At 70.3% G+C, this 25,069-nt stretch carries 24 protein-coding genes and 1 other RNA gene; 10 read left to right on the forward strand and 15 right to left on the reverse strand.

Going from position 1 to position 25,069, the window contains the following annotated elements; all coding sequences use genetic code 11:
* Window positions 1–12 precede the first annotated feature (12 nt).
* Window positions 13–2,265: a primosomal protein N' gene (locus tag D3869_RS05405; protein WP_137139232.1), complete on the reverse strand. Its 2,253-nt coding sequence runs from the start codon at window positions 2,263–2,265 to the stop codon at window positions 13–15.
* Window positions 2,266–2,353: 88 nt separating this feature from the next.
* On the opposite strand from D3869_RS05405, the gene fsa reads away from it, so the two are divergent.
* From fsa to D3869_RS05420, 3 genes are read left to right on the forward strand one after another with little or no spacing between them, the layout of a single operon-like run.
* Entirely contained in the window at window positions 2,354–3,010 is a 657-nt protein-coding gene (gene fsa, locus D3869_RS05410) for a fructose-6-phosphate aldolase (RefSeq protein ID WP_014239434.1), read from the forward strand.
* 10 nt (window positions 3,011–3,020) lie between these two features.
* Window positions 3,021–3,734, forward strand: a complete 714-nt coding sequence (locus D3869_RS05415; RefSeq protein WP_137139233.1) for a DUF484 family protein — start codon at window positions 3,021–3,023, stop codon at window positions 3,732–3,734.
* Between the two features lie 13 nt (window positions 3,735–3,747).
* Complete coding sequence (locus tag D3869_RS05420) at window positions 3,748–4,707, forward strand: tyrosine recombinase XerC (RefSeq protein WP_137139234.1); 960 nt, start codon at window positions 3,748–3,750, stop codon at window positions 4,705–4,707.
* 197 nt (window positions 4,708–4,904) lie between these two features.
* Here D3869_RS05420 and lpdA read toward each other — a convergent pair whose 3' ends face one another.
* From lpdA to D3869_RS05435, 3 genes are all read right to left on the reverse strand, one after another.
* Window positions 4,905–6,305: a dihydrolipoyl dehydrogenase gene (lpdA, locus tag D3869_RS05425; RefSeq protein ID WP_137139235.1), complete on the reverse strand. Its 1,401-nt coding sequence runs from the start codon at window positions 6,303–6,305 to the stop codon at window positions 4,905–4,907.
* A gap of 207 nt (window positions 6,306–6,512) precedes the next feature.
* On the reverse strand, window positions 6,513–7,154 hold the full coding sequence (locus D3869_RS05430; protein WP_137139236.1) for a hypothetical protein: 642 nt from the start codon (window positions 7,152–7,154) through the stop codon (window positions 6,513–6,515).
* A gap of 85 nt (window positions 7,155–7,239) precedes the next feature.
* A complete protein-coding gene (locus D3869_RS05435) occupies window positions 7,240–8,121 on the reverse strand; it encodes an alpha/beta fold hydrolase (RefSeq protein WP_137139237.1) in 882 nt (293 codons plus the stop codon).
* A 124-nt stretch (window positions 8,122–8,245) separates the two neighbouring features.
* Here D3869_RS05435 and D3869_RS05440 point away from each other — a divergent pair, with 124 nt between their 5' ends.
* Entirely contained in the window at window positions 8,246–8,404 is a 159-nt protein-coding gene (locus D3869_RS05440; RefSeq protein WP_114857656.1) for an entericidin A/B family lipoprotein, read from the forward strand.
* 70 nt (window positions 8,405–8,474) lie between these two features.
* Here D3869_RS05440 and rfaE1 read toward each other — a convergent pair whose 3' ends face one another.
* The gene (gene rfaE1 / locus D3869_RS05445; RefSeq protein ID WP_137139238.1) at window positions 8,475–9,920 is read right to left on the reverse strand and encodes a D-glycero-beta-D-manno-heptose-7-phosphate kinase; all 1,446 of its coding nucleotides are present in this window, start codon (window positions 9,918–9,920) and stop codon (window positions 8,475–8,477) included.
* A 69-nt stretch (window positions 9,921–9,989) separates the two neighbouring features.
* Window positions 9,990–10,322 (reverse strand): hypothetical protein, encoded by a 333-nt coding sequence (locus D3869_RS05450; RefSeq protein WP_137139239.1) that lies wholly within the window; start codon window positions 10,320–10,322, stop codon window positions 9,990–9,992.
* A 165-nt stretch (window positions 10,323–10,487) separates the two neighbouring features.
* Between D3869_RS05450 and D3869_RS05455 the strand changes: the two genes are divergently transcribed.
* The 3 genes from D3869_RS05455 (at window position 10,488) to D3869_RS05465 (ending at window position 13,071) form a co-directional block, all read left to right on the forward strand.
* Window positions 10,488–11,957 carry a sensor histidine kinase gene (locus D3869_RS05455; protein WP_137139240.1) on the forward strand — a complete coding sequence of 490 codons (1,470 nt, stop codon included), beginning with the start codon at window positions 10,488–10,490 and terminating at the stop codon, window positions 11,955–11,957.
* Between the two features lie 105 nt (window positions 11,958–12,062).
* Window positions 12,063–12,272 carry a hypothetical protein gene (locus D3869_RS05460; protein ID WP_137139241.1) on the forward strand — a complete coding sequence of 70 codons (210 nt, stop codon included), beginning with the start codon at window positions 12,063–12,065 and terminating at the stop codon, window positions 12,270–12,272.
* Window positions 12,273–12,306: 34 nt separating this feature from the next.
* On the forward strand, window positions 12,307–13,071 hold the full coding sequence (locus tag D3869_RS05465; RefSeq protein ID WP_137139242.1) for a methyltransferase domain-containing protein: 765 nt from the start codon (window positions 12,307–12,309) through the stop codon (window positions 13,069–13,071).
* An 18-nt stretch (window positions 13,072–13,089) separates the two neighbouring features.
* Here D3869_RS05465 and D3869_RS05470 read toward each other — a convergent pair whose 3' ends face one another.
* A complete protein-coding gene (locus tag D3869_RS05470) occupies window positions 13,090–13,626 on the reverse strand; it encodes a DUF4405 domain-containing protein (RefSeq protein ID WP_137139243.1) in 537 nt (178 codons plus the stop codon).
* A 201-nt stretch (window positions 13,627–13,827) separates the two neighbouring features.
* Here D3869_RS05470 and D3869_RS05475 point away from each other — a divergent pair, with 201 nt between their 5' ends.
* Entirely contained in the window at window positions 13,828–15,213 is a 1,386-nt protein-coding gene (locus D3869_RS05475) for a sensor histidine kinase (protein ID WP_137139244.1), read from the forward strand.
* Between the two features lie 159 nt (window positions 15,214–15,372).
* On the opposite strand, the gene D3869_RS05485 is transcribed toward D3869_RS05475, so the two are convergent.
* The 3 genes from D3869_RS05485 to D3869_RS05495 all read right to left on the reverse strand — a co-directional run bounded on the left by D3869_RS05485 (window position 15,373) and on the right by D3869_RS05495 (window position 18,805).
* A complete protein-coding gene (locus D3869_RS05485; RefSeq protein WP_014239415.1) occupies window positions 15,373–15,996 on the reverse strand; it encodes a ParA family protein in 624 nt (207 codons plus the stop codon).
* A gap of 11 nt (window positions 15,997–16,007) precedes the next feature.
* Entirely contained in the window at window positions 16,008–17,615 is a 1,608-nt protein-coding gene (locus D3869_RS05490) for a CYTH and CHAD domain-containing protein (protein WP_137139245.1), read from the reverse strand.
* A gap of 95 nt (window positions 17,616–17,710) precedes the next feature.
* The gene (locus tag D3869_RS05495) at window positions 17,711–18,805 is read right to left on the reverse strand and encodes a class I SAM-dependent methyltransferase (RefSeq protein ID WP_137115033.1); all 1,095 of its coding nucleotides are present in this window, start codon (window positions 18,803–18,805) and stop codon (window positions 17,711–17,713) included.
* A gap of 150 nt (window positions 18,806–18,955) precedes the next feature.
* Between D3869_RS05495 and D3869_RS05500 the strand changes: the two genes are divergently transcribed.
* On the forward strand, window positions 18,956–20,152 hold the full coding sequence (locus D3869_RS05500) for a phosphoglycerate kinase (RefSeq protein ID WP_137139246.1): 1,197 nt from the start codon (window positions 18,956–18,958) through the stop codon (window positions 20,150–20,152).
* Between the two features lie 159 nt (window positions 20,153–20,311).
* Here the strand turns inward: D3869_RS05500 and recR are convergent, their stop codons facing one another.
* The 5 genes from recR to D3869_RS05525 form a co-directional block, all read right to left on the reverse strand.
* Entirely contained in the window at window positions 20,312–20,905 is a 594-nt protein-coding gene (gene recR / locus D3869_RS05505) for a recombination mediator RecR (RefSeq protein ID WP_094301833.1), read from the reverse strand.
* Window positions 20,906–20,966: 61 nt separating this feature from the next.
* Complete coding sequence (locus D3869_RS05510) at window positions 20,967–21,290, reverse strand: YbaB/EbfC family nucleoid-associated protein (protein WP_014239409.1); 324 nt, start codon at window positions 21,288–21,290, stop codon at window positions 20,967–20,969.
* A 3-nt stretch (window positions 21,291–21,293) separates the two neighbouring features.
* A complete protein-coding gene (locus tag D3869_RS05515) occupies window positions 21,294–23,156 on the reverse strand; it encodes a DNA polymerase III subunit gamma/tau (RefSeq protein ID WP_137139247.1) in 1,863 nt (620 codons plus the stop codon).
* Between the two features lie 99 nt (window positions 23,157–23,255).
* Window positions 23,256–23,353: signal recognition particle sRNA small type (gene ffs, locus D3869_RS05520), an RNA gene on the reverse strand.
* Window positions 23,354–23,488: 135 nt separating this feature from the next.
* The gene (locus tag D3869_RS05525; protein WP_137103483.1) at window positions 23,489–24,028 is read right to left on the reverse strand and encodes a c-type cytochrome; all 540 of its coding nucleotides are present in this window, start codon (window positions 24,026–24,028) and stop codon (window positions 23,489–23,491) included.
* Between the two features lie 250 nt (window positions 24,029–24,278).
* Between D3869_RS05525 and D3869_RS05530 the strand changes: the two genes are divergently transcribed.
* Window positions 24,279–25,067, forward strand: coding sequence for a 3-deoxy-manno-octulosonate cytidylyltransferase (locus D3869_RS05530; protein ID WP_137139248.1), 789 nt, complete (start codon window positions 24,279–24,281; stop codon window positions 25,065–25,067).
* The last annotated feature ends 2 nt before the right edge of the window (window positions 25,068–25,069 follow it).

Consider the following 25,069-nt stretch of genomic DNA (forward strand, 5'->3'; position numbering starts at 1 on the left):
GTCGCCGCCGTTCTACAGGAAGCTGTAGGGATCCACGTCCACTTGCACGCGCACGTTGGGCGGAATGTCCACCTGTTCCAGCCACTGGGCGATCAAGGGTTGCACCTGAACGGTGCGCGGCGCCTTCAGCAGCAGGCGCCGCCGGTGACGCCCGCGCAACAGGGCCAGCGGCGCCGGGGCCGGACCCAGAACGGCGACGGTGTCGCTGCGCGGCGCCGCGCGCCCCAGGGCGATGGACAGCTTCTCCACCGCCGCCGCGTCCTCCCCCGACACGATCAGGGCGGCCAGCCGTCCGAAGGGCGGCATCCCGGCCTCCAGCCGCATCTCCGCCTCCAGCTGGTAGAAGCCGTCGCGGTCCCCGGCGGCCAGTGCCTGCATCACCGGATGCTCGGGCATGTAGGTCTGCAGCATGACCCGGCCCGGCCGCTCGCCGCGCCCGGCGCGCCCGGCGACCTGATGGAGGAGCTGGTAGGTCCGCTCCCCCGCCCGCAAATCGCCGCCGGCCAGCCCGAGGTCGGCGTCCACCACCCCGACCAGGGTCAGCATGGGGAAATGGTGCCCCTTCGCCATCACCTGGGTGCCGATCAGGATGTCCAGCTCGTGGTCGGCGATGCGGCGGACCATCTCCTGGATGGCGCGGGGGCCGAACAGCGTGTCGGACGCCATGATGGCGGCGCGGGCGTCGGGGAACAGCTCCGCCACCTCCTCGGCGATGCGCTCCACGCCCGGACCGCAGGCGGCCAGCGTCCCCTCCTCGCCGCATTCCGGGCAGGTCGGGGAGAGCGGCTGCGACAGGCCGCAATGGTGGCACTGGAGCTTGCGGGCCAGCCGGTGCTCGACCAGCCACGCCGTGCAGTTGGGGCATTGCAGCCGGTGGCCGCAGGCCCGGCACAGCGTCAGCGGGGCGTAGCCGCGGCGGTTGAGGAACAGCATCACCTGCTCCTTCTCCGCCAGCGTCTCCTCAATGGCCTTCTTCAGCGACGGGGCCAGCCAGTGGCGGGCCGGCGGCCGGTCCTTGCGCAGGTCCACCAACTCGACGTCGGGCAGCACGGCGCCGCCGTGGCGGCCCGGCAGCTCGATGCGGGCGTAGCGGTTGCTGTCGGCGTTGACCTTGGTCTCCAGCGACGGCGTGGCGGAGACCAGCACGGTGGGGATGCCGCCGAGATGCGCCCGGGCGACGGCCATGTCGCGGGCGTGGTAGATCGACCCCTCCTCCTGCTTGTAGGCGGAGTCATGCTCCTCGTCGATGATGATCACGCCGAGGTTCTTGTAGGGCAGGAACAGGGCGGAGCGGGCGCCGACCACCACCGGCACCTCGCCGTTGGCCACCGCCCTCCAGGTGTCGCGGCGCTGCGCCCCGGTCAGTTCGGAATGCCATTCCGCCGGCGGCGCGCCGAAGCGGCGGGCGAAGCGCTCCAGCCACTGCGCCGACAGGGCGATTTCCGGAAGCAGAACCAGCGCCTGCTTGCCCGCCTTGAGGGCGGCGGCGATGGCCTCGTAATAGACCTCCGTCTTGCCGGAGCCGGTCACCCCGTCGAGCAGCACGGTGGAATAGACGCCCGACTCCACGCGGGCGCGCAGGTCCGCCGCCGCGGCCTCCTGGTCGGGGGACAGGGTGGGGCCGGGACGGTGGCAGTCGGGCCGCCCGAGCTTGGTCGGCTGGAGCAGCACCGGCTCCAGCAGCCCGGCTTCGGCCAGCCCGCGCACCACGGTGACGCCGCAGCCGGCCTCCTCCGCCAGCTCCGCCGGGGTGCGCGGCGGGCTGTCCTCCAGCAGGGCGAGCACACGCCGCCGCGGGTCGGTCATCTTGAAGCCGGGGGGCGGCTCGGCGTCGGGCTTGCGCAGATAGGCGAGCGTCGCCTTCGCCGGCTCCAGCGCCGACGGCACGCTGATCGCCATGCGCAGCACATGGCCCGGCGGCGTCATGGTGTAGGCGGCGACCCACTCCACGAACTTGCGCTCGACCTCCGGCATTGGCGGAACGTCGAAGCGGCGGACCACCGGCTTCAGCCGGGCGGCCTCCACGACTCCGGCGCCGTCGCCCCACACCACCCCGAGCACGCGGCGCGGCCCCAGCGGAACTTCCACATAGTCGCCGGGAACGAGGGTCATTCCGGCGGGCACGCGGTAGTCGTAGGCCTCGCGCAGCGGCAGGGGCAGCAGCACGCGGACGCGCGGGTCCGCGTCCGCCGGCACCGTGCCCGGCAGAAGGGCCTGCGCCGACGGTCCGGAAGCAGCCCCGGATCTGGCGGAATTTTCACGCATCGGCTATTGTGCCCCCTGGCCGCGACGCCGGGCAGCGAATCCCGGGAAACAGGGCACGGTCTTCCTCAGCAAGTATGGATTCCAGGTCATGAAGTTCTTCGTTGACACCGCCGACATCGCCGAGATCCGCGATCTGGCCGACACCGGCCTGCTGGACGGTGTTACCACCAACCCCTCCCTCGTCGCCAAGACCGGTCGCAGCTTCCTCGACCTCGTGGCCGAAATTTGTGATGTGGTGGACGGCCCGGTCAGCGCCGAGGTGGCCTCCACCGACTTCGAGACCATGCTGGCGGAAGGGAAGAAGCTTGCCAAGATCGCCGACAACGTCACGGTCAAGGTTCCGCTGACCCCGGCCGGCCTGAAGACCTGCAAGGCGCTGTCCTCCGAAGGGACGATGGTCAACGTCACGCTGTGCTTCTCCCCGGCCCAGGCGATCCTGGCCGCCAAGGCCGGCGCCAGCTTCGTGTCGCCCTTCGTCGGCCGCCTGGACGACATCGGGCAGGACGGCATGGGCCTGATCGCCGACATCGTGGAGATTTACAGCAATTACGATTACTTCAAGACCGAGGTGCTGGTCGCCTCGATCCGCAACCCGATCCACATCGTCGACTCCGCCCGTCTGGGCGCCCACGTCGTCACCGCCCCGCCCTCGGTCCTGAAGCAGCTCTTCAACCATCCGCTGACCGACAAGGGCCTCGCCCAGTTCGTCGCCGATTGGCAGAAGACCGGCCAGTCCATCCTCTGAGGACGGCGGCATGGGCCGGGAACCGGGACACACCCCCCAGAGGAAGGACGCGCCGACCGCCGAGGAGGTGCACGCCTACCTGCGGGACCATCCCGACTTCCTGGTCCATCACGGCGATCTGGTCCACCACCTGACCCCGCCGTCGCAGGACCGCGGGCGCGGGGTGGTGGACCTGCAGGCCTACATGGTCGAGCGTCTGCGCGGCGAGGTCCGCCTGCTGAAGGACCAGCAGCGCGAGCTGATCGGCACCTCGCGCGCCAACATGAACAGCCAGAACCGCATCCACGCCGCGGTGCTGTTCCTCCTCGACGCGCAGAGCTTCGAGCAGCTCATCCAGACCATCACCACCGATCTGGCGGTGCTGCTCGACCTGGACGTCGCCTGCCTGATCGTCGAATCGAACGGCCAGGACACCCCGCACGTCCAGACCTCCGGCGTCCGGGTGGTCGAGCCGGGGACCGTCGACCGCTGGCTGGGCAAGGCCGACGTGGCGCTGAACGCCGACATCCAGGGCGACCCGGAGCTGTACGGCCCCGGCGCCGGGCTGGTCCGGTCGGAGATCCTGATCCGCCTCCAGGTGTCCAGCGAGACGCCGGACGGCATGCTGGCCTTCGGCAGCCGCGAGCCGGACAGCTTCCACAGCGGCCAGGGGACGGAGCTGGTCGGTTTCCTCGCCCGCGTGGTCGAGCGGGTGATCCGCGGCTGGCTCGAACTGCCGGCCTGACCCCACAGAACGCATGACCGGAAAACAGAATCCCGTCCTCGGTTTCGCCGCCCAGCCCGACGTCCAGGACACGCTGGCGCATTGGCGGCGCTGGATGGAGAGCGAGCGCAACGTCTCGCCCCACACCCTGACCGCCTACATCGGCGACGTCGCGACCTTCCTGGAGTTCATCACCGGCTATCAGGCGAAGCCGCCGTCGATGAACGACCTCGCCGCGCTGACCGTCACGGATTTCCGCTCCTGGCTGTCCCATCTCGCCATGAAGGGGATCGGCTCCAACAGCCGGTCGCGCGCCCTGTCCTCGGTGCGCAACCTGTTCCGCTGGATGGACCGCGACGGGCGTTTGCACAACCCGGCGATCAACACCTTCTCCGGCCCGCGCATCAAGCGCCCGGCGCCCAAGCCGCTGACCGTGCTGGACGCCGACCGCCTGCTGGAGGAGTCGGAGAAGGAGCCGGACGAGCCCTGGGTCGGCAAGCGCGACCGGGCCCTGTTCACGCTGCTCTACGGCTGCGGCCTGCGCATCTCGGAGGCGTTGAACCTGACGCGCCGCGAGGCGCCGCTGGGCGAGACGCTGCGCGTCACCGGCAAGGGCAACAAGGAACGGATCGTCCCGGTGCTGCCGGCGGTGACCGAGGCGGTGCGGGCCTACATGGACGCCTGCCCCTACCGCCAGGGACCGGAGGCGCCGCTGTTCGTCGGGGTGCGCGGCGGGCAGCTCGCCCCGGCCATCGCGCAGCGGCGGATGCGCGACCTGCGCCGGCTGATGGGGTTGCCGGAAACCGCCACGCCGCACGCGCTACGGCACAGCTTCGCCACGCATCTGCTGGCGGACGGCGGGGATTTGCGGGCGATCCAGGATTTGCTCGGCCACGCCTCGCTGTCGACGACGCAGCGCTACACGGACGTGGAGAGCGAGCAGCTGATGCAGGTGTACCGCTCGGCGCACCCGCGGGCGAAGAAGACGCCGTAAAGTTCGGAGGGTGGGAGGTGCATTGCCCCCTCCCCGGCCAGAGCGACCGCACTTGAAGTCCCCTCTCCCCTCTGGGGAGAGGGTTAGGGTGAGGGGGTTGCGCTTTTGCCGGACGCGCCGCCACGCACATCCCCCTCACCGGCCCTCCGGGCCACCCTCTCCCCAGAGGGGAGAGGGTTTATGAGAGAAGACGCGCCTTAGATGTGCAGGGCGCGGCCGTCCACGGCGAGGGCGGCTTCCTTGGTCACTTCCGACAGGGTCGGGTGGGCGTGGCAGGTGCGGGCGATGTCCTCGGCGGACGCGCTGAACTCCATCGCCACGGCCAGCTCGCCGACCATCTCCGACACGTTCGGGCCGACCATGTGGACGCCCAGCACCTTGTCGGTGCGCGCGTCGGCCAGGATCTTCACGAAGCCGTCGGTCGTGCCGCTGGCGCGGGCGCGGCCGTTGGCGGTGAAGGGGAACTTGCCCGCCTTGAAGGCGACGCCGGCGGCCTTCAGCTCTTCCTCGGTCTTGCCGACCGCGGCCACTTCCGGCCAGGTGTAGACGACGCCGGGGACGAGGTCGTGGTTGACGTGGCCCGCCTGGCCGGCCAGCAGCTCGGCGAGAGCGACGCCCTCCTCCTCGGCCTTGTGGGCCAGCATCGGGCCTTCGACCACGTCGCCGATGGCGTAGATGCCCGGCACGTTGGTCTCGAAATGCTTGCCGATCTTCACGCGGCCGCGGTTGTCCATCTCCACGCCGACGGCGTCGAGGCCCAGGCCATTGGTGTAGGCGCGGCGCCCGATGGCGACCAGCACGACATCGGCCTCGACCTCCTCGGCGGTGCCGCCGGCGGCGGGCTCCACCGACAGGGTGACGCCGGTGTTGGTGATCTTGGCGCCGGTGACCTTGGAGCCGAGCTTGAAGGTCATGCCCTGCTTGCCGAGGATGCGCTGCATCTGCTTGGACACCTCGCCGTCCATGGTCGGCAGGATGCGGTCCAGGAACTCGACCACGGTGACCTGCGCGCCGAGGCGGCCCCAGACCGAGCCCAGCTCAAGGCCGATCACGCCGCCGCCGATGACGACGAGGCGCTTCGGCACCTCCGGCAACTCCAGGGCGCCGGTGGAGGAGACGATCTTCTGCTCGTCGATCTCGATGCCCGGCAGCGGGGTGACTTCCGAACCGGTGGCGATGACGATGGCCTTCGACGCCGTGACGGTGCCGACGCCCTCGACCTCGACGGTGTTCGGGGCGGTGATGCGGCCCGCACCCCGCAGCCAAGCGATCTTGTTCTTCTTGAACAGGAACTCGATGCCGCCGGTGTTCTCTTTGACGACCTTGTCCTTGTGGGACAGCATGCCCGGCAGGTCCAGCTCGACGCCACCGACCTTGATGCCGAACTTGGCGAGGCCGTGCTTGGCCTCCTCATACTTCTCCGACGCGGCGAGCAGCGCCTTGGAGGGGATGCAGCCCACATTCAGGCAGGTGCCGCCCAGCGCGCTGCGCTTCTCGACGCAGGCGACCTTGAAACCGAGCTGCGCCGCACGGATCGCGCAGACATACCCGCCGGGACCGCCGCCGACCACGACGACGTCGAAAGTGCTTTCAGCCATTGGGGGCTTTCCTTCCGCCATTTTTGTGTTTGCCAAAAGCCTTCCCGTCCAGCGGGGAGGGCCGCGCGCCGATTTATGCCGCCGCTCAGGCCAACTGGCAACGGGACAGTTCGTCCGGGGGGAGGGATGCCGGGTTGAACGACCGGCATGGGAACGACCGGAACCCATGCCGGAACGGGGGGAACCGGGGCGGGCGCCCCGGCCGCGTCACACCGAAACGGCGACGAGGAACAGGCGCGGCGCGCCGCCCTGGGCCACGTTCGCCAGGGTGCTGACCTGATTGTTGACCATGTCGTACACGTAGGCGGAGCGTCCACCTCCCCAGTACCAGCCGAGGGCCGGATTGGGGCCCGCCACGTCGCCCGCCTGGAAGGTGCCGAAGCTTGCCAGGAGGGAGACGTAGTTCAGTCCGGCGTTGCCGCCGCGCAGGGTCTGCTGCTTGACCACGTCGGCGTTGAAGCGGTTCCAGGCGTCCTGAAGGGGCGTGGCGTGGGTGGGGTTGATGCACTTCAACTCGATGTAGACGTCGTCGGCCGGGATCGCGGCGCGGCGCAGGTAGAAATCCGCACGGGCGGCGGCGACGGGGTTGGCGGTGGTGCCCCAGGCCGGCCCGGCCGCCGCGTAGGTCAGGAAGGGAGCCCCGGCGTTGGTGGACGGATAGGGCCACTCCCGGTCGCAGGTCCAGTTGCCGCCGATGGTCAGGAAGCCGTGGGCGATCTCAAGCTGCAGCCACACCTCCCAGCCGCCGCGGATGTTGGCGTTCTGGCCGAACACGGCGGCGCGCGCGCCGTTGGTGGTGCCGTTGGCGATGCACCCCTGGATGGTGTTCAGAAGCTGCTGGCAGCGCATGACGGTGTCCCTTCCCTCGATGCCGGGCCGGAACGGTGATCCGGGCCTCGGCACAGGGACGATTCCGCGATGCGCGGCGTGAGGATCAGCCGGAGAAGAAATCCAGCAGCGCCCGCGCCGTCTCCGCCGGCGCCTCCTCGGGGATGAAGTGGCCGGCGGGCATCTCCCGGCCCTCGATGGTGGGGGCGTAGCCGCGCCAGATGCCCAGCGGGTCGTCGTAGAGGCGCCCGACCGCGCTGTCGCGGCCCCACAGGAACAGGGCTGGGCAGTCCACCTTGCGGCCCGCCGCGCGGTCGGCGCGGTCGTGCTCCAAGTCGATGCTCGCCGCGGCGCGGTAGTCCTCGCACATCGCATGGACGGTGGCGGGGTCGCGGAAGGCAGCGCGGTAGGCCTCCATCGCTTCCGGCTCGAAGATGTCGGCGCTGCTGCCGATGGAGCCGAGCACCTGCCCCAGGTAGAAGTCGGGGTCCGACCCGATCAGCCGTTCCGCCAGATTGTTGGGCTGGATCAGGAAGAACCAGTGGTAATAGGCGGTCGCCATGCGCTGGTCGATGCGGGCGAAGACCTCCAGCGTCGGCACCACGTCGAGGAAGGCGACGCGCTCGACCCGGTCGGGATGGTCGAGGACGAGCCGGTGGGCCACCCGCGCGCCGCGGTCGTGCCCGGCCAGCCGGAAGCGGTCGAAGCCCAGCGCGGCCATCACCGCCACCTGATCGCGCGCGTTGGTGCGTTTGCAGTAGGTCTCGTGCGCGGAATCGCCCGGTGGCTTCGACGATTGGCCGTACCCCCGCAGGTCGGTCAGCACCACGGTGAAGCGCTCGGCAAGCCGCGGCGCGACCCGGTTCCACAGGGCGTGGCACTGCGGAAACCCATGAAGCAGAAGGAGCGGCGGCCCCTCGCCGCCGACCAGCGTGTGGATCTCGGCGCCGTCGGTGGCGATGCGGTGGCGGGTGAACCCTTCGAACATGCGCGCCCTCCCCTATCCGTTTGAGTGTGGAGAACTGTCCTTCCGCATCGCGGGTCTTCGGAAACCCTAGGTGGGTTTCTCGCGTTTTTCAGGCGATTGTTTTCGACCTCAAGAGGAAAATGCCATGCGTAGCCTGAAGAAGCTCGTCCTTTTCGCCGCCCTGGGTGCCGCCCTGACCACCAGCCTCGCCGCCTGCAACACCGTCGAAGGCATGGGCCAGGACGTGCAGGCGGGCGGCCGCGCCATGGAGCGCTCGTCGGACAGCGTCCAGAAGAAGATGTGATCGCGCGGCGCGGACGCCCCGGAGCTTCGGCTCCGGGGTTTCGGCGCCCAGATCCTCGGCGCCTGAATCCTCAGCGCTGCATGCGCTTGATGGTGTTGGTCGTGCTCTGGCCGTCCACGAGGTCGGCCAGCACGACCTTGCCGCCGTAGCTCTGCACGAAGCCGGCGCCGACCACCGTGGCGACGGTGTAGTCCGCCCCCTTCACCAGCACGTCGGGCCGCAGGGCGCGGATCAACTCCTCCGGCGTGTCCTCGCCGAAGATCACCACCAGATCGACGCAGGCCAGCGAGGCGAGCACCGTCGCCCGCGCCGTCTCGGTCTGCACCGGGCGCGTCTCGCCCTTCAGCCGCTTCACCGAGGCGTCGCTGTTGAGCCCCACCACCAGCACGTCGCAGGCGGCCTTGGCCTGATTCAGCAGCGAAATGTGGCCGGGGTGCAGCAGGTCGAAGCAGCCGTTGGTGAAGCCGACCCGCTTGCCGCGGGCGCGCCAGCGCGCCGCGCGCTCCACGGCCTGCTCCAGCGTGTCGACCTTCTCCTCGCCGCTGCGCCATTCCTGCTCGTGCAGGGCGGACAGCAGCTCCGGCGCGCGGACCACCGCGGTGCCGACCTTGCCCACCACGATCCCGGCGGCCAGATTGGCCAGCCGCGCCGCGTCGGTCAGTTCCACGCCCACCGACAGGGCGGAGGTCAGCGTCGCCACCACCGTGTCGCCGGCGCCCGACACGTCGAAGACCTCGCGTGCGTTGGCCGGCAGATGGGTCGCGCCGTCGCGGGTCACCACGGACATGCCGTGCTCGCTGCGCGTGGCGACCACCGCGTCGATGCCGCAGGTGTCCAGCAGGAAGCGGCAGGCGGCCTCGACCTCCGCGTCGCTGTCGGCGGGCATCCCCGTCGCCTGGATCAGCTCCTTGCGGTTGGGGGTGATGACGCTGGCCCCGCGGTAGCGCCCGAAATCGTCGCCCTTGGGATCGACCACCACCGGCAGCCCGGCCTCCCGCGCCGCCTGGATGAGCTGCGCCACCAGAGCGTCGGTCAGCACGCCCTTGCCGTAGTCGGAGAGAATCACCGCGCCCACCGTCAGCATGCCGGTGCGGGCGGCGACCATCACCTCCTCCTCCGACCCGATGGCGGCGATGGTCTCGGCGTCGGCGCGCAGGAGCTGCTGGCGGCCGCCGATGAAGCGCGTCTTGACGGTGGTCTGGCGCCCCGGCTCGGCGACCAGCCCGCCGCCGTCGCCCGTCTCCTTCGCCACGAGGCGGACCAACTCCAGCCCCGCCGCGTCCTCGCCCACCACCGACACGAAGCGGCAGCCGGCGCCCAGCGCCATGACGTTGGCGGCCACGTTGCCGGCGCCGCCGAGCATGGCCGTCTCGCGCTCGATCCGCAGCACGGGGATCGGCGCTTCGGGGGACACGCGGTCGACCGACCCGTAGATGAAGCGGTCGAGCATGACGTCGCCGACGCACAGCACGCTGGCGCGGGACAGGGAGTCGATGTGACGGGCAAGGTCGCTCATGCCGGTTCTACTACCAACCTTGCGCGCGGGGCGCCAGAGGGGAGCGCGGCCCCGGACGGAGCGCGGCGGTCATTCGAAGGCCGGAACCTCGTGCCGCAGATCGCCGGTGCCCTTGGCAAAGGTCAGGGTCAACTGCCCCTGCAGCTCCCGCTCCGCCGCCTCGCCGGTCCCCGGGAGGGAGGGCGGCAGCGGCGGGCTGACCAGGATGCCGGCGGCGGCCAGCGCGTCGCCCAGCGCCGTCGTCCGGTTGGCGGGGACGCAGAAGGCGATGACCGCCATCACGTCGGAGAACAGCGTGTGGTCGACGATCCAGCCGCCGTTGCCGGTGATGCCGTCGGCCGCCGCCATCAGAGCGGCGGTCCGGTCGGTCTGCAGGACCGCTTCGAATCTCAGGATGGACATGGCCTGCCCTCCTCTTCGGGCTGCTTGGAAGGACCAGTATGGGCCGGCGACACCGCGCCCTCAACCGGACAAAACCCCGCAGCCGCCCCACGTTGGCTAGGCAGTCGCCCCCTCCTGTCCTATCTTCCGGCATCCCCTTAAAACTTTGGCCCCGGGACGCCATCCATGCCCCTGCCCTCCGTGACGCGCAGCCTGTCGGCCAAGCTGCTGGTGCTGACCGTGCTGTTCGTCCTGCTGGCCGAGGTGCTGATCTACACGCCGTCCATCGCGCGCTACCGCCTGACCTATCTGGAGGAGCGGCTGGCCGCCGCCCACCTCGCCGCCCTGTCGGTGGAGGCGACGCCGGACATGATGGTGGCGATGGAGCTTCAGAACGAGCTGCTGGCCCATGTCGGCGCCCACGCGGTGGAGCTGATCCGGCCGGACAGCCGCGTCTATATGCTGTCCCGCTCCATGCCGCCGACGGTGGACGCCGTCTTCGACCTGCGCACCACCATGGCGCCGCGGCTGGCCGCCGACGCCTTCATGGCGCTGGCCCAGCGGCGGGACCGGGTGATTCGGGTGATCGGCCCGTCGCCCAAGGACCCCGCCTTCCAGGTCGAGATGGTGATCGATGAGCGGCCGATGATCCGGGCGATGGTCGACTTCTCGGGCCGGATCCTGGCGCTGTCGGTGGCGATCTCGCTGATCGCGGCGGTTCTGGTCTTCGTCTCGCTGACCCGGCTGCTGGTGCGGCCGATGCGCCGCCTGACCGAGGGGCTGGTCGCCATCCGCCGCGACCCCGACGGCACGCCGCCCTTCCAGCCGAGCGCCCGCACCGACGAGATCGGCGTGGCCGAGCGCGAGTTGGCCGACATGCAGGCCACCATCCGCAGCGCGCTGCGCCAGCGCGAACGGCTGGCCGCGCTGGGCACCGCGGTCGCCAAGATCAACCACGACCTGCGCGCCATCCTGTCCACCGCCGCCCTGCTGTCGGAGCGGCTAGCCGAGAGCGCCGATCCGGAGGTGCGGCGGGTCACGCCGCGGCTGATGGCCTCCATCGACCGGGCGGTGGAACTGTGCGGCCAGACGATGACCTACACCCGCGACGGCCTGCTGCCCCTGGCGCGGACCGAGACGCCGCTGCGCCCGCTGGTCGAGGAGGCCGGGGCCGCGGCGCTGGCCGCCCTGCGCCCGGACGTCGTGCGCCCGGATGGGGAGCGGGCCGAACTGCGCTGGAACAACCGGGTGCCGGAGGGGCTGACCGTCCGCGCCGACGCCGCCCAGCTCTCCCGCGCGCTGGTCAATCTGGGGCGCAACGCGGCGCAGGCGGGGGCCGGAGCGGTGACGGTGATGGCGGAGACGCGGCCCGGCGGCGGGCTGCTCCTGCTGGTGGCGGACGACGGGCCGGGCCTGCCGCCGCGGGCGCGGGACAACCTGTTCCAGCCCTTCGCCGGCTCCGCCAGGGCGGGCGGCATCGGGCTGGGCCTCGCCATCGCGCGGGAGGTGCTGCGCGCCCATGGCGGCGACCTGCGGCTGGTGGAGAGCACCGCGGCGGGCACCGTCTTCGCGCTGGAGCTTCCGCCGGGGATCGTCGTGGAGGGGGTCGCCCGGTTGGGCGAAATGCCCACATCGGATTCGCCCATCCCGCATTGATTTCCGGCGCCCGCTCCACCAGAATTCGCGGCACGGTCAACCCGTCGGCACCCCGCCGGGCGGACGCCCCGCGCGGGACCGGCAGCGAAGGAAGGGAACGGGACTTTGGAAGGCACGGGCAAGTGGATCACCGGGGGTGTCCTGGGCTTCATGGCGTTCATCGGCCTGCTGGCGGCATCGCGCGCGTCGGATTCGGCGTTCTATTACGGCGGCTGGCTGCTGGCCATCGGCTGCATCGGGACGATCTTCATGATGGTCACGAAGCACTACAACCAGATGGACGAGCAGATCACCCGCCGGCGCGAGCAGGAATAACCCCCAACCCCCCTTCAACCGGTGGAGGCCGGGCATGCCGTGGGACCCCGAACAATACGCACGGTTCGAGTCCTGGCGCCGCCGCCCGGCCCACGACCTCGTGGCGGCCCTGCCCTCCCTGACCCCGCGGACGGTGGTCGATCTCGGCTGCGGGGCCGGGCAGCTCGCCCGCCGGCTGGCGGAGCGCTGGCCGGAGGCCGAGGTTCTGGGGGTGGACAATTCCCCCGCCATGCTGGAGCGCGCGCGGACCACGCCGTCCGGCGTGCGCTGGCTCCAGGCCGACCTGAGGGTCTGGCGCCCCGACCGGCCGGTCGATCTGCTGATCTCCAACGCCGCCCTGCAATGGCTGGACGGGCACGAGCGGTTGTTCCCCGACCTGCTGCGGGCGCTGGCCCCCGGCGGGGTGCTGGCCGTGCAGATGCCCCGCAACTTCGACGCGCCCTCGCACCGCCTGCTGTATGAGACGGCGGCGGACGGCCCGTGGGCCGAGCGGCTGGCGCCGGTCCTGCGCACCGCCCCGGTGCACGCGCCCGAGGTCTATTACGACTGGCTCGCCCCGCTCACCCGGCGCCTGGACCTCTGGGAGACCGAGTATCTCCAGGTTCTGGAGGGCGACGATCCGGTCCTGGAATGGACGCGCGGCACGACGCTGCTGCCCGTCCTCGACACGCTGGCGGGCGCGGAACTGGACGCCTTCCTGGCGGCCTACCGCGCCCGGCTGAACGCTGCCTATCCCCGGCGCCCCGACGGCCGCACGCTGTTTCCCTTCAAGCGGCTGTTCCTGGTGGCGCGGGTGTAGGCGGGCGCTTCCACGACGTTACGATGCTGGCCCATTTGAAGCTGGCTTCGGCTGCTTGGCGGCGGTGAGGATGTTCGCCACGCCGACCGCGTTCATCCCGGCGCGGGTGCCGATGGCCGACAGCGACTCGCCGGGCTGCGCCTCGATGTTGGCGGCCTTGAGCGCCTGGATGGCCTTGTCGGGGTCCAAACCGAAGACCGGCGCCACCGTCGCCAGCGGGGCGTTCGCCACCGCCCGCATCATCGCGCCGGGGCCGCCGGTGGAGGCCGGAGTCCCGGTCATCGCCGTGAAGACCAGCGAGCCAACGACGCTGACCACGAAGGCCGACAGGGCCACGTTGCGCTTGAAATACTGGAGGAAGGCCGTCCAGTTGCGCGCCAGATGCCACAGGCCGATGACCGAGAAGCCGACGCTGAGCCATTCGTGGGAGAAGCGCACCAGATTGCCGTTCCAGTGCAGCAGCAGCATGATTCCCGTCACCGTGGAGACGACGAACAGGACGATGGTCACCGGCGTGACGATCTGCCGAGTGATGGTGGAGGTGAGGGAGGGCATGGAGGACGGCTCGCGGGTTGAACGGAATGCGGCCAAAGTGGGGCCGGATTGTAACCGCTTGATGTCCCGCACCGCCGCCGAACGTTACAGAGTGTAACGGCGCCCAGCGCCGACCGCGCGCTTGACCGCCCCACCCCACGGTCCAGATGACTGCGTGATCCTAGTGCGTGATCGTGGTGCAACCATCGGGGCTTCCGGTTCATGGGCACGCAGGAACAGCCGGAAGGATGGCGCGACGAGAGCGAGGAGCGCCTGCGCGCCTTCATCGAAAACGCGCCGCGCAAGATGTGGATCGCCCGTCCCGACGGAACGGTCGAGTTCTTCAACCGTGAATGGCGCGACTACACCGGACAAAGCAGCGCCGAGGACATGTTGAACTGGCGGGAGGCCGTCCACCCCGCCGACCGCCCGCGTCTGGACGAGGTGCGTGGCCGGGCGGTTCCCCTGGGCCAGCCCTACGACGTCCAGGTCCGGCTGCTGCGGCGGAGCGACGGGCTGCACCGCTGGCACATCGGGCGGGTGTCCCCCGTCCATCTGCACGGTCGCCTGATCGCCTGGATCGGGGCCGCGACGGACATCGACAACCGTGTCCGCGCCGAGGCCGCCCTGCGCGAGAGCGAAACCAATTTCCGCACCATGGCCAACGCCATCCCTCAGCTCGCCTGGATGCGCGACCCCGCCGACTACAGCATCTGGTACAACCAGCGCTGGTTCGACTTCACCGGCACCTCAATGGAGCAGATGCAGAACGACGGCTGGTGGACGGTCATCCATCCCGACCATGCCGACCCGATGCTGGAAGCCGTCACCGCCGCGCGGGCGGAGGGCCGGTCCTGGGAATACACAGCGCCGCTGCGCCGCCGCGATGGCGTGTACCGCTGGCACCTGTTCCGCGCCGTGCCCATCCGCGACGAGACCGCCGGCACCATCACCCGCTGGTTCGGCACCAGCACCGACATCAACGAGCAGCGCGAGGCGCAGGAGCGCCAGCGATTGCTGACCCAGGAGGTCAGCCACCGGGTGAAGAACAGTCTGGCGCTGGTGGCGGCGCAGCTCTCGCTCCAGGCGCGCGCGTCGGACAACGACGACGCCCGCAACGTCCTGATGGACGCCTACAGCCGCGTCCTGACCATCGCCGGGGTGCACGACCATCTGTGGCGGCAGTACGACGCGAGTTTCATCGACATGTCCGGCTTCCTGCACGGCCTCTGCCGGAAGCTCCAGGAAACCGCGCCGGGCCACGAGTTGAGCTTCACCGGCGACCGGGTGATCGTGCCCACCGATCAGGCCGTCCCCATCGGGCTGGTGGTCAACGAACTGGTCACCAACGCCCTGAAATACGCCTATCCCGGCGACCGCGGCGGGCCGATCCGCGTGACCCTGCGCCGGGACGGCGAGGACGCGATGGTGCTGGAGGTGACGGACCGGGGAGTCGGGCTTCCCGCCGGCTTCGACCTAACGGCGCCGACGAAGAGCCTCGGCATGCGGTTGCTGGTCAACACCGTCCGGCAGATCAACGCCACGGTGGACGCCGAACGCCTCGATCCGGGAACCCGCTTCGCCGTCGCCATTCCGGTCGGACGGTGATCATGGAAAAGTCCCTCTCCCGCCTCGGGAGAGGGAAGGGGCCCGCGCGGAGCGCGGGAAGGGTGAGGGTACGGCCAAGAAGCAGCGCCTTGATCCTCGTGCGACCCTCACCCGCCCGCTCCGCGGGCACCCTCTCCCGGGGCGGGAGAGGGAGCTGGATCACGCCTTCTCGATGTAGGCCAGCAGCGGTTCCCAGTCGGCGCGGTGCTCGGCGGCGCGCTTGCCGGTCAGGTCGAACAGGCTGAGGCCGGAGGCCGCGGCGTCGGCGTAGATCTGGCTGTCGCGCAGGCGCGTCACCACGCTGTGCCCGACCCCGCCGAGGAACTGGTCCAGCCGGTCCGCCGCCTTGGTGCGGGCGCGCAGGCGGTTGCCGACCACCGCCACCGACTTGCGGTTCTTGGCGATCGACTTCAGCTCCTCCAGCTTGCCGAGGAAGCGCTGCGTCGCCTGCTCGTCGAAGGCGCTGGGCAGCACCGGCAGCACGACGACGTCGGCCATCCGCACCAAATCCTCGATCTGCTTGGTCTTCAGCGCGGCCGGCGCGTCGATGACGAGGCGCTGGATGCCCTTCGGCGCGTCGGACAGGTCCTTTGCCCAGTCCAGCCCCACCAGGGCGGAGGCCGTGGCCGGGCGGCGGGCCAGCCAGCCGAGCGAGGAGCGCTGGCGGTCCACGTCGGCCAGCGCCGTGCTGTGACCCGCGGCGGCGCAGGCCGCGGCGAGGTGGGTGGCGATCGTGGTCTTACCGCAACCGCCCTTGATGTTGGCGACGAGGATGGTCCGCATGGGCGGGAAGATTACCCCTCCCGGTCGGGCTTTGACCAGAAGGCTTTCGCGTCGGCAAACTCCTTCCACAGGTCGCGGAGCGCCGGTTCGGACTCCGCCACGCCGCGGGCGTGCCAGCCGATGACGATGCCGGCGGCGCGCGGCTCACCCGGCTCGGGGCGGCTGCCGTCGTCGTGCAGCTCGTGCAGCAGGCGGGTCGCCGTCGCCACGTCGTTCAGGTGGCCCAGCGCGTCCTGGAAGGCCGACAGGTCCTGGATGTAGCGGCGGGCCGGCTTGTCGTCGTAAAGGCTGCGGAAGAACTCCGCCGCGTAGCGCAGCTTCTTCAGGGCGATGCGCAGCTCGTGCCGCTCGGTCACCGACAGGCTCGCGAAGCCGTGGCCGGCGCGGCGGGCCTTCTTGGCACGGCGCGACAGCAGATGGTCGGCCAGATCCTCCACCGGGTCGAACAGCCGGGCGGAATGCTCGCTGACCGGCTGGTCGCGCCAGCCGCGCGATTCGACCCAGGCGCCGAACTTCAGCAGGAAGGTGGTGTAGCGCTCCGACCGGATGGCCTCGCGCACCCCCTCATAGGCGCGGTCGCGGCGGGCGCGCGCCGCGGCGGCGAGCGCGTCGATGTCCTCCTGGAGCGGCTTGCCATGGCCATCGGCGCGGTGGAAGGACTCCTTCACCGGCTCCAGCAGCTCGGCCAGGAAGACGTCCCAGTCGCGCGCCGGGCCGAGGCTGCCACCCAGCCACTTCACCTCGCCGACCAGCCAAGCGTAGGACTCGGCGGGGATGAAGTGCTTGAACAGGGCGAGTGCCGAGCGCAGGCGGCGCAGCGCCACGCGCATCTGATGGACGCCCTCCGCATCCTCGCCGATCAGGGTGACGGCCTCGTTCGCCAGCATGTGGCCGATGCAGGAGCGCAGGATGCGGGCCAGCGCGCCTTCCACCGTGGTGTCGGCGTCAAGCTCCAGCTTGCCCGCCTTGACCACCCTGTCCACCGTCCCGTCGGCCAGGGCGTAGCCGCGCTCCGCCTTGGTCCGCGGGTCGAGCCGCAGCGGGGCGGCCTGGGCCAGCTCCAGCGCCAGATCGTAGAGGGCGGCGGCGGAGCCTTCGAGAAGCTCCAGTTCCACTTCCGACACGGGGATGGAGGCGCCGTCCGGGCCGCGGATCTCGCCGCTGTCGAAGGCGACCTCGATGCGGCTGGCGGTCTCGCCCTCGCCCATCGTCACCACGCGGACGGTGCGCTGGATGAGCGTGGTGAAGAGCGGCTGCAGTTCCGCCGCGCTGATCGAGCCCAGCAGGTCCAGCGCCTCCGCCGACTCGATGGCCGACAGGTCGGGAGCCGGTCCGGCGACCGGATGCTCCCACTCCGCCCGGCCAAGCTCGCCGCTCTCCGGCGCGCCCTTCACGGTCTGGAGATACTGGTTGCCGACCTTGCGCACGCGCAACGTCACCAGCCGCCCGGCCAGACGCCGGTCGGCGGTGTCGTAATAGGTGCTTTCCAGGGTCTTGGTGCCGGCTTTTCCCTTGGCGCGGGATGCGACCGCCGGGCAGGACCGGAGCTTCGCCATGTCTTCGGCCCTGACGGCCAGCTTCAGCTCGGTTTCCCGGTTGGACTCCGCTTCGACCACCATTCGTGCCCCGTCGTTTCCGGTGGGTCCCCGTTTTGCACAGGCCCCAGCCACGGTCAAGTTACAGAACCATGACGCTTTTGTTGCAGTCCCCGCAATCAGGGGCCCGTCTTTTCCAGCACCAGGAGCTTGGACATGTATGCCAGCGACGTCTCACGCAGGCGCAGCCCGGCGGCGGCGAACAGGGCGGGCAGGTCGTCGCGGGCGTAATGGGCGTAGAAGGGCTCGTGGAAGGACTGCGGGAAGCGGTCGATCAGCCCGTCCATCATCGGGTTGTCGCCATACTGCACGCTGTCCATGAAGACCAGGATGCCGCCCGGCTTCAGCACGCGGGCCATCTCGGCGGCGGCCTGGGCGCGGATCTTCGGCGGCAACTCGTGGAACAGGTAGATGCAGGTCACGATGTCCTGCGACCCGCTGGCCAGCGGGATCGCCTCCGCCGCCGCCTGGACCAGCGCGCTGCTGCGCGCCCAGGGGGCGAGGTTGCGCCGCGCCTCACGCAGATAGGCCGGAGAGAGGTCGAGCGCGGTCACCGGCAGGCGCGGGTGGTTGTCCTTAACGAAGGTCAGGAAGCGCCCCGTCCCGGCGGCCACGTCAAGCAGGCGGCAATCCGCGCTGCGGCGCGTTCTCATATATTCGAAGATCGGCACCAGGACCTGACGGCGCATGGCGTCGGCCCCTCCGCCGAACAGCACCTCCACCTGATGGTCGTAGAGACGGGCGCTCTCCTCCGTCAGATAGCCGCCGGTCTGGTAATGGAAGTTCTGGCGGTAGTAGGCGGGCAGCCCCCCGCTGCCGGGCGGCGGGTTGGCCCGCACCTCCACCGCGGCGTGGTCGCGGCGGCGGCGCGACACCTCGGGCACGTCGCGGAAGAAGGCGGCGGCGTCGGTCAGCAGCCGGCGCGGGTCGGGCATCAGGTCGTGCGGCAGGCGGTAGTAGCCCGCCTCGATGTTGGCGAGGTCGCGGGCCAGCAGGGCGCGCAGCTCCTCCAGGATCGCGCGGGTGCCGGGCACCGGACGCCCGCCGGGAGGGGTGGTCCGCGGCGGTCCGGTGATCCGGCGGCCGATCCGCGCGGCCATCATGTACTGGCCGAGGAACCAGGCGACGCGGGCGGACTGGCTGGCCGCGTAAGCCAGCCGGGGGGCCAGCCGGGGGACCGGCCGGGCGGAGGACGGCGGGGTGATCCTGTTCATGACCATAGAAATGGGATCGGCGGTCCCGCCCGCCCAGAGCCCTGTCTTTTCGCCGCATGGGGCAACCGGTCGCCCACGCGGGCCGTTGCAAAGCGGGCGCCCCTGTGCTGGATTGCCCGGCAAAAGTTCAACCCGTGGGAAACAGCAGCCATGACCGAGTTCAACACCATCGACGACCTCGACGTGAACGGCAAGACGGTGCTGGTGCGTGCCGACCTCAACGTCCCGATGCAGGACGGCAAGGTCTCCGACACGACCCGCATCGACCGTCTGGCGCCGACTCTGACCGAGCTGGCGAAGAAGGGTGCGAAGGTCGTGGTTCTGTCGCACTTCGGCCGTCCGAAGAACGGCCCGGACGCCAAGAACTCGCTGCGCAACGTGCTGGACGCGCTGAGCGCCGCCGTCGGCCAGACCGTCGCCTTCGGTGAGGATTGCGTCGGCGAGAAGGCCAAGGCCGCCATCGACGGCGTGCAGCCGGGCGCCATCGTGCTGCTGGAGAACACCCGCTTCCACGCGGAAGAGGAAAAGAACGATCCGGCCTTCGCCAAGCGGATCGCCGAACTCGGCGACCTCTACGTCAACGACGCCTTCTCCGCCGCGCACCGCGCCCACGCCTCGACCGAGGGCGTCGCCCAGCATCTGCCGGCCGCCGCCGGCCGCCTGATGCAGGCCGAGCTTGAGGCGCTGACCAAGGCGCTGGAGAAGCCGGAGCGCCCGGTGGCCGCCGTCGTCGGCGGCGCCAAGATCTCCACCAAGCTGGACCTGCTCGGCAACCTCGTGAAGAAGGTCGACATGCTGGCGCTGGGCGGCGGCATGGCGAACACCTTCCTCTACGCCCAGGGCGTGGATGTCGGGGCCTCGCTCTGCGAGAAGGACATGGCCGATCAGGCCCGCGCCATCATGGAGACCGCCAAGGCCGCCAATTGCGAGCTTCTGCTGCCCAAGGACTTCATCGTCGCCAAGGAGTTCAAGGCCGGTGCGGCCAACCGCGCCGTCCCGGCGGACGGCATCGGCGCCGACGAGATGGCGCTCGACGTCGGCCCCAAGACGGTCGAGTTCCTCGGCCTGAAGCTCCAGGGCGCCAAGACGGTGGTGTGGAACGGTCCGCTGGGCGCCTTCGAGATCCAGCCCTTCGACGCCGGCACCAACGCCGTCGCCGGCCTCGTCGCCGAGCGCACGTCGGAAGGCGGCCTGCTGTCGGTGGCCGGCGGCGGCGACACCGTGTCGGCGCTGGCCCATGCCGGCGTGGATGAGAAGTTCACCTACATCTCCGCCGCCGGCGGCGCCTTCCTGGAGTGGCTGGAAGGCAAGGATCTGCCGGGCGTCGCCGCGCTGAAGAAGAAGTAAGGGTTTGGGGGAATGGGTGGGCGGTCGAGATGGGCCCCCACCCTTCCCACGGCTTCGCCGCGGGCCCCTTCCCTCCCCCGCTGCGCGGGAGAGGGAAGGGGCCCGCGGCGAAGCGGGGGAGGGTTAGGGTGGGGGCAAGGACCTCCCCTCCCTAACACGTTACAAAGGCCGCCGCGCCTTCAGCGCCGCGGTCAGCGTCCCGTCGTCCAGATAGTCCAACTCCCCGCCCACCGGCACGCCGTGGGCCAGACGGGACACGGAAACCCCGCTGCCGGACAGGCGGTCGGTCACCACATGGGCGGTGGTCTGGCCGTCCACCGTGGCGTTCAGCGCCAGGATCACCTCGGTCACCGCCGGGTCCTTTGCGCGTTCCACCAGGGAAGGAATGTTCAGATCGTCCGGCCCCACCCCCTGCAGAGCCGACAGCGTGCCGCCCAGCACATGGTAGGTGCCGCGGAAGGCGCGCGTGCGCTCCAGCGCCCAGAGGTCGCCGGCATCCTCCACCACGCAGATGGTCGAGCGGTCGCGGCTGTGGTCGGAACAGACGGAGCAGGGGTCGCGGCTGTCGAGGTTGCCGCAGACCGAGCAGTTGCGGATGGCCTCCGCGGCGAGCGCCATGGATTCGGACAGCGGCACCAGCAGGCTGTCGCGGCGCTTCATGAGGTGCAGCGCCGCCCGCCGCGCCGACCGCGGCCCCAGCCCCGGCAGCTTGGACAGGAGCTGGATCAGGCGCTCGATTTCAGGTCCGATCATTCACGGCTTCGTTGTTTTCAAAGGGTGGCCGGGCCGTGCGTTCGGCCCGGCCGCAAACGCTTTAGAACGGCAGCTTCATGCCCGGCGGCAGCTTCATCCCGCCCATCAGGTTCTGGGTCTCGTTGGCTACGTGCTGCTCCACCTTGGCCTTGGCGTCGTTGAAGGCGGCGATGATCAGGTCTTCCAGGACCTCGATGTCCTCCGGATCGACGATCGACTTGTCGAGCTTGATCTTCTTCATCTCGCCCTTGCCGTTGACCGTCACGTTGACCATGCCGGCGCCCGACTGGCCGGTCATCTCGACCTCGCCCAAGCGGGCCTGCATCTCCTGCATCTTGGCCTGCATCTGCTGGGCCTGCTTCATCATCTGGCCGAGGTTCTTCATGGGTCAGAAATCTCCTTCATCGTCGAGCGGGTAATAAACCCCGTCGTCCTGCTGCATGACCATAAGGTCGGGATTCTCCCCGTCATCCGCAACCTGGGGCTCGGCCTCGACCGCCGCCTTGAGATCGCGGACATCGGTGATCTTCGCGCCGGGGAAGGCGTCCAGAACGGCGCGCACCACCGGATGCGCCTCCGCCTCCTCCAGCGCGCGCCTCTGGGCGGCCTGCTCCTGCTGGATCAGCGTCGGCTCGCCCGGCGCGTCCGAGACGATGACGACCCAGCGCTGGCCGGTCCATTCCGTCAACAGTTGGCCGACGCGATTCGGCAGGGTCGCCGGAGCCAGGGTCGTCAGCCGCAGTTCCAGCCGCCCCGGCTCCATGCGCACCAGATGGACGCTGCCGGTCAGGTGGCCGTAGAGCGCGCCCTCGCGCTTCTCCGCGAAGACCTGGACCAGCGTGCGGAAGTCGCGCGGCATCGCCACGCGCTCCTCGTCCGCCACGGCGACGGCCGGCACGGGCTGGACAGCCGGCTGCGGGCTCGGCTGCGCCTGGGCCTGGGCCTGGGCGACGGCGCGCACGGCGGAGCCGCCCACCGCCACCGGCCCGCCACCGGGACCGCGTGGGGCCGAGCCACCGCCTTGACCACCCTGCCCGCCACCGTTCTGCAAATTCTGGAACTGGCGGATCAGGTCGCCCGGAGTCGGCATGTCGGCGGCGTAGGACAGCCGCACGATGACCATCTCCAGCGCCTGCTGCGGCACCGGGGCCGCCTGCACCTCGCCCAGCCCCTTCAGCAGGAGCTGCCACGCGCGGGTCAGCGCCGGCATGCCGAGCTTCGCCGACAGGGCGGCGCCGCGGGTGCGCTCCGCCTCCGGCAGGCCGGGGTCGTTGGCGCTGTCCGGCACGACCTTCAGCCGCGTCAGATTGTGCACGAGGTCGAGAAGGTCCTGGAGGATCACCACCGGATCGGCGCCGACGCGGTGCAGGTCGGACAGCAGGTCCATCGCCTCCGCCGGCTTGGCCGAGACGGCGGCCTCGAACAGGTCGATCACCTTGCTGCGGTCGGCCAGACCCAGCATGTCGCGCACCTGCTGCGCGGTCACCGTGCCGGCGGCCAGCGCGATGGCCTGGTCGAGCAGCGACAGCCCGTCGCGCACCGACCCGTCGGCGGCCCGCGCGATCAGCGCGGCGGCGTCCGGCTCGATCCCCGCCCCCTCCAGGCCGGTGACGCGGGTGAAGTGCTCCTTCAGCACCTGGGCGTCGACGCGCCGCAGGTCGAAGCGCTGGCAGCGCGAGAGCACCGTCACCGGCACCTTGCGGATCTCGGTGGTGGCGAAGACGAACTTCACATGGGCCGGCGGTTCCTCCAGCGTCTTCAGGAGCGCGTTGAACGCGCTCTTGGAGAGCATGTGGACCTCGTCGATGATGTAGAGCTTGTAGCGCGCCGAGACGGGGGCGTAGCGCACGCCGTCGATGATCTCGCGGATGTCGTCCACGCCGGTGTGGCTGGCGGCGTCCATCTCCATCACATCGACGTGGCGGTCCTCGGCGATGGCGCGGCAATTGTCGCAGACGCCGCAGGGCGTCACGGTCGGCCCGCCGGTGCCGTCCGGCCCGGTGCAGTTCAGCGCGCGGGCAATGATGCGGGCGGTGGTCGTCTTGCCCACGCCGCGCACGCCGGTCAGCATGAAGGCCTGGGCGATGCGGCCCGAATTGATGGCGTTGGTCAGGGTGCGGACGAGCGCGTCCTGCCCGATCAGCTCGGCAAAGCTCTTCGGACGGTATTTCCGCGCCAGCACCCGGTAGGCGAGGCCCCCGGACGTCCCGGAAACGGAAGAGGACATATCGGCAACGGTGGTATCGGTCACGCGGCTGGCCCGGTAATCGGCTTCACGACGGAGCGCAGAATAGCGTCACGGCACGGGGCTGTCGCCGTTTCAATTCGCTGCAGGAATTTATGGGGAAGGGTGGGAGGCTGGACGAACGACCCGAGCCGAAACTCGTTACGGCTGCTTCCTTCCGGACCTGACCGGGTTGGCGAGGGACTCGTCCGCCGCCAGCCTCCCGCGCCTTATATCGGCGATCACGCCGCCCCATGCAAGACCAAACTGCGGGCTTTCCGTTTGACGCGGAACGAAAAAGCCCCGCGTCCGGCGGAACGCGGGGCTTTTGCCTGTTTCCCGGATGGGACCGCCGCGCGTTACTGCGGCAGCGGCGCCGGGCTGTCGGACAGGGAGCGCAGATAGGCGATGATGTTCGCCCGCTCCTGGTCCTTCTTGACGCCGGCGAAGGTCATCTTGGTGCCCGGTGCGTAGGCCTTCGGGTCGTAGAGGAAGTGGTTCAGCTCGTCGTAGTTCCAGGGGCCGGCCTTGCCCTTGATGGCGTCGGAATAGGCGAAGCCGTCCAGATGGCCGTGCGGGGCGCCGACGATGCCGTAGAGGTTCGGGCCGACCTTGTTCGGGCCGCCCTTGTCGAAGCTGTGGCAGGCAGCGCAGGCCTTGGCGGCGGACTGGCCGGCGGCGGCGTCGGCCTTGGCGAGCAGCGGGGCGATCTCGGCGGGGCCGGACGGGGCGGCGCCACCGCTGGGGGCCGGAGCGGCGCCTTCCGGCATGGCCACCACATAGCCGGGCTTCTCAGGCGTCTTCGGGTGCACCAGAACTTCCGCGGCGAAGCCGGCCAGCATGGCGATCAGACCCGCCAGCAGCACGGCGCCGAAAATCTTGTTCCACTCCATGCTCATAACGTCTTGTTCCCCTTTTTTGTCGTGCCGCGGGCCCGTCGCCAGGGCTGGCTGGTTCTCCGCCGCACGATAGCGTGACCGCGGCGGCTTGTCACCGCTTCGGCCCCCTCCCTTGCCACAGGAATATCGGTTCCCCGACTGTTGGCCACCTGAATATTGGAGTGACGCCGCTTGACGCAAAGGGCGATCCATGGTTCACCCGCGCCACCTTTCCGACGCGACAGGGGGCCGTTCCATCATGAACGCCGACATGAACGCAGACGCAGACAGCAAGACGACGCCGAACCCGCCGCCGTCCAATCCCATCGTGGTCATTCCCGCCCGCATGGCCTCCACCCGCCTGCCGGGGAAGCCGCTGGCCGACATCGGCGGCGCGCCGATGATCGTGCAGGTGTGGCGCCGCGCCATGGAGGCGGAGATCGGCCCCGTGGTGGTCGCCTGCGGCGAGCCGGAGATCGCCGCGGCGGTGGAAGCGGCGGGCGGCACCGCCGTGCTGACCAGGCCCGACCACCCCTCGGGCTCCGACCGCATTTTCGAGGCGGTCAGCCTGCTCGACCCGGAGGGAAAGTACGACGCGGTGGTCAACGTGCAGGGCGACCTGCCGACCATCGAGCCGGCGGTGGTGCGCGCCGCCTTCGCCCCGCTGTCCGACCCACAGGTGGACATCGCCACGCTGGTGGTCGAGATCACGCGGGAGGAGGAGCGCACCGACCCCAACGTGGTCAAGGCCGTCCTGGAGCTGCCGCCCGGCGCCCGGCGCGGCCGCGCCCTGTATTTCAGCCGCGCCACCGCCCCGTGGGGCGACGGGCCGCTGTTCCACCACATCGGGCTGTACGCCTACCGCCGCGCCGCGCTGGAGCGCTACGTCCGCCTGCCGCCCTCGGCGCTGGAGCAGCGGGAACGGCTGGAGCAGCTCCGCGCGCTGGCCTTCGGGATGCGCATCGACGCCGCCGTCGTTGACGCGGTTCCGCTCGGCGTCGATACTCCCGCCGACCTGGAGCGCGCCCGCGCGATCCTCGCCAAGCGCACCTCCCTTTAAAA

This window comes from Azospirillum brasilense (assembly GCF_005222205.1).
GTDB lineage: Bacteria > Pseudomonadota > Alphaproteobacteria > Azospirillales > Azospirillaceae > Azospirillum > Azospirillum brasilense_G.

What these genes read in the sequence shown, in the direction of transcription:
- D3869_RS05450 (WP_137139239.1), bottom strand. Translation starts at nt 10,322, where the DNA reads ATGTCCATCCTGAGATTCGAAGCGGTCCTGCAGACCGACCGGACCGCC.
- D3869_RS05495 (WP_137115033.1), bottom strand. Translation starts at nt 18,805, where the DNA reads ATGAACAGGATCACCCCGCCGTCCTCCGCCCGGCCGGTCCCCCGGCTG.
- D3869_RS05440 (WP_114857656.1), top strand. Translation starts at nt 8,246, where the DNA reads ATGCGTAGCCTGAAGAAGCTCGTCCTTTTCGCCGCCCTGGGTGCCGCC.
- D3869_RS05490 (WP_137139245.1), bottom strand. Translation starts at nt 17,615, where the DNA reads ATGGTGGTCGAAGCGGAGTCCAACCGGGAAACCGAGCTGAAGCTGGCC.
- D3869_RS05470 (WP_137139243.1), bottom strand. Translation starts at nt 13,626, where the DNA reads ATGCCCTCCCTCACCTCCACCATCACTCGGCAGATCGTCACGCCGGTG.
- D3869_RS05415 (WP_137139233.1), top strand. Translation starts at nt 3,021, where the DNA reads ATGGGCCGGGAACCGGGACACACCCCCCAGAGGAAGGACGCGCCGACC.
- D3869_RS05475 (WP_137139244.1), top strand. Translation starts at nt 13,828, where the DNA reads ATGGGCACGCAGGAACAGCCGGAAGGATGGCGCGACGAGAGCGAGGAG.
- D3869_RS05530 (WP_137139248.1), top strand. Translation starts at nt 24,279, where the DNA reads ATGAACGCAGACGCAGACAGCAAGACGACGCCGAACCCGCCGCCGTCC.
- D3869_RS05485 (WP_014239415.1), bottom strand. Translation starts at nt 15,996, where the DNA reads ATGCGGACCATCCTCGTCGCCAACATCAAGGGCGGTTGCGGTAAGACC.
- D3869_RS05435 (WP_137139237.1), bottom strand. Translation starts at nt 8,121, where the DNA reads ATGTTCGAAGGGTTCACCCGCCACCGCATCGCCACCGACGGCGCCGAG.
- recR (WP_094301833.1), bottom strand. Translation starts at nt 20,905, where the DNA reads ATGATCGGACCTGAAATCGAGCGCCTGATCCAGCTCCTGTCCAAGCTG.
- D3869_RS05420 (WP_137139234.1), top strand. Translation starts at nt 3,748, where the DNA reads ATGACCGGAAAACAGAATCCCGTCCTCGGTTTCGCCGCCCAGCCCGAC.
- D3869_RS05455 (WP_137139240.1), top strand. Translation starts at nt 10,488, where the DNA reads ATGCCCCTGCCCTCCGTGACGCGCAGCCTGTCGGCCAAGCTGCTGGTG.
- fsa (WP_014239434.1), top strand. Translation starts at nt 2,354, where the DNA reads ATGAAGTTCTTCGTTGACACCGCCGACATCGCCGAGATCCGCGATCTG.
- D3869_RS05525 (WP_137103483.1), bottom strand. Translation starts at nt 24,028, where the DNA reads ATGAGCATGGAGTGGAACAAGATTTTCGGCGCCGTGCTGCTGGCGGGT.
- D3869_RS05405 (WP_137139232.1), bottom strand. Translation starts at nt 2,265, where the DNA reads ATGCGTGAAAATTCCGCCAGATCCGGGGCTGCTTCCGGACCGTCGGCG.
- D3869_RS05500 (WP_137139246.1), top strand. Translation starts at nt 18,956, where the DNA reads ATGACCGAGTTCAACACCATCGACGACCTCGACGTGAACGGCAAGACG.
- lpdA (WP_137139235.1), bottom strand. Translation starts at nt 6,305, where the DNA reads ATGGCTGAAAGCACTTTCGACGTCGTCGTGGTCGGCGGCGGTCCCGGC.
- D3869_RS05430 (WP_137139236.1), bottom strand. Translation starts at nt 7,154, where the DNA reads ATGCGCTGCCAGCAGCTTCTGAACACCATCCAGGGGTGCATCGCCAAC.
- rfaE1 (WP_137139238.1), bottom strand. Translation starts at nt 9,920, where the DNA reads ATGAGCGACCTTGCCCGTCACATCGACTCCCTGTCCCGCGCCAGCGTG.
- D3869_RS05465 (WP_137139242.1), top strand. Translation starts at nt 12,307, where the DNA reads ATGCCGTGGGACCCCGAACAATACGCACGGTTCGAGTCCTGGCGCCGC.
- D3869_RS05510 (WP_014239409.1), bottom strand. Translation starts at nt 21,290, where the DNA reads ATGAAGAACCTCGGCCAGATGATGAAGCAGGCCCAGCAGATGCAGGCC.